This window comes from Actinophytocola sp. (assembly GCF_036555685.1).
Classification (GTDB): domain Bacteria; phylum Actinomycetota; class Actinomycetes; order Mycobacteriales; family Pseudonocardiaceae; genus Actinophytocola.
In genome coordinates, this window is the sequence record NZ_DATBKY010000192.1 from 1 (window position 1) to 4,258 (window position 4,258).

The 4,258-nt window shown below is 73.3% G+C and carries 4 protein-coding genes; 2 read left to right on the forward strand and 2 right to left on the reverse strand.

Annotated elements, in window-relative coordinates; genetic code table 11:
- Positions 1-140: 140 nt before the first annotated feature.
- A complete protein-coding gene (locus VH969_RS18100) occupies positions 141-1,568 on the forward strand; it encodes a CHASE3 domain-containing protein (protein ID WP_331975658.1) in 1,428 nt (475 codons plus the stop codon).
- Between the two features lie 11 nt (positions 1,569-1,579).
- On the forward strand, positions 1,580-2,569 hold the full coding sequence (locus VH969_RS18105; RefSeq protein WP_331975660.1) for an aldo/keto reductase: 990 nt from the start codon (positions 1,580-1,582) through the stop codon (positions 2,567-2,569).
- Here the strand turns inward: VH969_RS18105 and ligD are convergent, their stop codons facing one another.
- Both ligD and VH969_RS18115 read right to left on the reverse strand, forming a co-directional pair.
- Positions 2,570-3,583, reverse strand: coding sequence for a non-homologous end-joining DNA ligase (gene ligD, locus VH969_RS18110; protein ID WP_331975662.1), 1,014 nt, complete (start codon positions 3,581-3,583; stop codon positions 2,570-2,572).
- A partial coding sequence (locus VH969_RS18115; protein WP_331975664.1) for a class I SAM-dependent methyltransferase occupies positions 3,570-4,258 on the reverse strand: 689 nt, incomplete at its 5' end. The genes ligD and VH969_RS18115, both read right to left, overlap by 14 nt.

The following is a 4,258-nucleotide window of genomic DNA, read 5'->3' on the forward strand; positions in this document are numbered from 1 at the left end:
ACTATCACTTCGCGGCGGCCGCCGGGCTTCGGCCCGGTGGCCGCCGCGTTTCGCACCGCTCGCATCGCTTGCACCCCGCCTGCCTGCACTTAGGATTCTCGCAACGGATACCGACCTGGCGGGGTGGACCGAGTGCGCGCATGGCCCTGATCTCCCGGTTCCGTCCGCGGACGTTGCGCTGGCGGGTCTACTCGCTGGTGGGCATCATGCTCTGCCTGCTGGTCGGGACCGTCGTCGCCACGCTCACCGCCCGCCACCACGCCAGCGACATCGGCGGCCACGTGCGCGACCAGCTCCGGCCCGCGCAGGTCGCGATCGCCGCCATGTCCAAGGGCTACGTCGACATGGAGAGCGGGCTGCGCGGCTACCTGCTCACCCGGAACGAGCGGCTGCTCGGCCCGTACGACCAGGGCCGCGCCTCGATCGAGCGGACGGAGCGGGTCATCTCCGACCGGCTGGCCGACGACCCGACGTCGATCGGGCTGCTCGCCGACGTCGACGCGGCCGGGAACGCCTGGATCAGCACGTCGGCCCGGCCGCTCATCGACGCCGCGCGCGCCGGCACGCTGACCCCGCAGGTCCAGGCCAACTCGACGATCGCGGGCAACCTGCTCTTCGACAACCTGCGCGAGGACCTCGACGCCCTGCAGGACCGGACCGATCGGCTCATCGCGGCGGGACTGCAGTCCTCGGCGAACGCGCAGGCCGCGGCCAACACGATCGCGATCGTCTGCGCCGGGGTCGCCGTGCTCGTCGGCCTGATCCTCATCCTGTTGCTGCACATGTCGCTCGTGCGGCCGGTGAACCGGCTCGTCGCGAGCGTCGGGCGGGTGTCCGCCGGGGACCTCGACCAGCACGTAACCGCCGACGGGCCGACCGAGGTGGTCGCGCTCGGCTCCGCCGTCGAGTCCATGCGCCGGCGCATCCACGCCGAGTCCGCCACCGCCGCCGAGCAGTCCGAGCGGGCCGCCCGGCTGGAGGAGGCCGATCGGATCGCCGGGGACCTGGAGCAGACCACGATCCGCGACCTGTTCGCGCTGAGCCTCGCCGTGCAGTCGGTCGCGGGCCGCTACCCGGCGGCGCGCGCGGCGCTGGACGGCGTGATCCGCGACCTCGACCGCTCGCTCGCGGAGCTGCGGACGGCGGTGCTCGGCCGGATGGGTCCGCCCACCACCCGCAAGCTGCGCACCGAGGTCCTCGACCTGCTCGTGCTGCTGGAGCAGGACCTCGCGATCACGCCGGAGCTGCGCCTGGCCGGCGACCACGACCTGACGCTGCCGGGCCCGATCGCCGCGGAGGTGCTCGACGTCCTGCACGACGCGGTGTTCGCGACGACCGGGTCGGGCTCGGCCAAGGAGGTGGCGATCTCCATCGCGCTGTCGGCGCGGGAGGTCCGGCTGTCAGTCGCCGGTCCCGTCCCCGCGCAGGCCCGGAACGGAGCTCGCGAGACGCTCGACGAGCTGGCCGAGCGCGCCCGCCGGCACGGCGGCACGGCCACCGTCCAGGACGTCGCCGACCGCATCGCCGTCGACTGGCGCATCCCGATCGAGCCGGAGTTCTCCGGCTAGGCTCGCCGGCCGTGGAGCATCGGGTACTGGGCCGGACCGGCCACGAGGTGTCGGCCGTCGGGCTGGGTTGCTGGCAGCTGGGCGGCGACTGGGGTGAGGTGGACGACGCGGACGCGCTCGGCGTCCTGCACGCGGCCGTCGACGCCGGGGTCACGTTCTTCGACACGGCCGACGTCTACGGCGACGGGCGCAGCGAGCGGCTGATCGCGAGGTTCCGGACCGAGCGGCCGGACGCGGGCGTGGTGGTGGCGACCAAGTGCGGGCGCCGGGCCGACCCGCACGTGCCGGAGTCGTTCACGCCGGAGAACCTGCGCGCCTGGACCGACCGCAGCCGGGCGAACCTCGGCGTCGAGACACTCGACCTGGTGCAGCTGCACTGCCCGCCGACGGCTGTCTTCGCCACCGACGAGGTGTTCGACGCACTCGACCAGCTCGTCGCGGACGGCAACCTCGCCGCGTACGGGGTCTCGGTCGAGACGTGCGAGGAGGCGCTGACCGCGATCGCGCGGCCGAACGTGGCGAGCGTGCAGATCATCCTCAACGCGTTCCGGCACAAGCCGCTCGAGCGGGTGCTGCCGGCGGCGAGCGAGGCCGGCGTCGGCGTCATCGCCCGGGTGCCGCTGGCGAGCGGCCTGCTGTCCGGCAAGTACGACGAGCAGACCACCTTCGCCGCGGACGACCACCGCAGCTTCAACCGGCACGGCGAGGCCTTCGACGTGGGCGAGACGTTCTCGGGCGTGCCGTACGAGGTGGGCGTGGTGGCCGCGCGCTCGCTGGCGGCACTGGCGTCGTCGCTGGAGATGACCACGGCCGCGCTCGCCCTGCGGTGGCTGCTGGACCAGCCGGGCGTCAGCACGGTCATCCCTGGCGCGCGCAACGCGACCCAGGCCCACGCGAACGCCGCGGCCGGGGAGCTGCCGCCCCTGTCCCCCGCCACGCGGGACGCCATCCGCGACGTCTACGACGAGCACATCCGCGAACACGTACACGACCGCTGGTGATCAGGTCTCCTTGCGGGCGCGGCTCGGGGCGACGCGAGGTGGTTCGTTGGGCATCTTCGGGTAGACCGGGGGCCATGGGGCGTCCATGAGGCCGTCTGCCATGTCGCGTTCGTGGAGGGCCAGCAACGGGTCGAGGGACTCGCGGGTCATGGCGGCCCACGGGTCGCCCCGCTCGGCCAGCCGGGCGGGGACCGTGGCCAGGGTCAGCGCGCGCGGGTCGAGGGTCGCCAGCTCCTCCCACGCGAACGGGGTCGACACCTGCCCGTGCGGGTTGGCGCGCACGCTCCACGCGCCGAACACCGTCTTGTGTGGCGCGTTCTGGTTGAAGTCGACGAACACCCGGCTCCCCCGCTCCTCCTTCCACCACGCCGCGGTGAGCAGGTCCGGCCGGCGCCGCTCCAGCTCGCGGGCCACGGCGACCGCGGCGGCGCGTACCTCGATCCCGTCCCAGCGCGGCCGCAGCCGGACGTACACGTGGATGCCGCGGTTGCCCGTCGTCTTCGGGAAGCTCGCCACGCCGAGCTCGTCGAGCAGTGCCCTGGTCTCCGCCGCGCCCTCCTGGATCATCGCGAACGTGACGCCCGGGCTCGGGTCGAGGTCGATGCGCAGCTCGTCGGCGTGCTCGGGGTCGGCCGCGGTGTTCGGCCACACGTGGAAGCCGAGGCAGCCCATGTTCACCGCCCACAGCACGTGCGCCAGGTCGACGGCGACCAGCGCGTCGGACAGCGTTCCGTTCGGTGTGGACACCCGGGTGGTGGTCAGCCACGGGTCGGTCTTCGTCGGCGACACCCGCTTCTGGAAGAACGAGGAACCGCCCACACCGTTGGGAAAGCGCTGTAGCAGCACGGGCCGGCCGCCCATCGCCGCCATCAGCGGCTCGGCGACCGCGAGGTAGTACCGCGCGAGGTCCAGCTTCGTCTCGCCCCGCTCCGGGAAGAAAACCTTGCCCGGGCTTGTGATCCGGACGTCGTGCCCGGCCACGTCGAGCACCTCGACATCGTCACTCTTGGCCACGACGTGACCGTACCCCCGACGCGTACAGGATTCCGCCGTGCCGCGTCACGCGTACATCCAGAGTCCAGCCGAGCCCGGCCACGTGGTCGGCCAGCTCGGCCGGCTGCCAGAACCGCTTCACCACCCGGTAGCGGCGGCCGTCGTTGAGCGTGCGTTCCTGCGTCTGTCCGGCGGGCGGCTGCGCGACGTGGCTGTCCATGAGGAAGACCCGCCCGCCCGGGCGCAGCGCCGCGTCCACTGTCGCCCAGAACGACGCCAGCCGCTCCGCTGGCACGTGCGAGAGCCAGTAGGAGAAGAAGCAGACGTCGTACGCCCGCGCGGGCGGCGTCCAGGCGAACACGTCGGCGTGCACGTAGGTGACCGGGCCGCGCACCCGCTCCCGGTTGCGCTCGATCATCTCCCCGGCGGCGTCGACCGCGGTCACCCGGTCGGCGTGGCGGGCGAGCCGGCGCGTCCACAGCCCGGTGCCGCACGCCAGCTCGAGCACGTCGCCCCGCGGCGCGAACCGGTCGACGGCCGCCTCGACCTCCGCCACGTCGGCCCGCCAGCCCAGCGCCGCCGTCCCGGACAGCGCCCAGCGGCCCTCGCGGAACCACCACTCGTCGTACTCCCCCGCGCGCTCCCGGTAGTACTCCTTCTGCTCCTCGACGATGTCCCTCATGGCTCGTCCCTCAT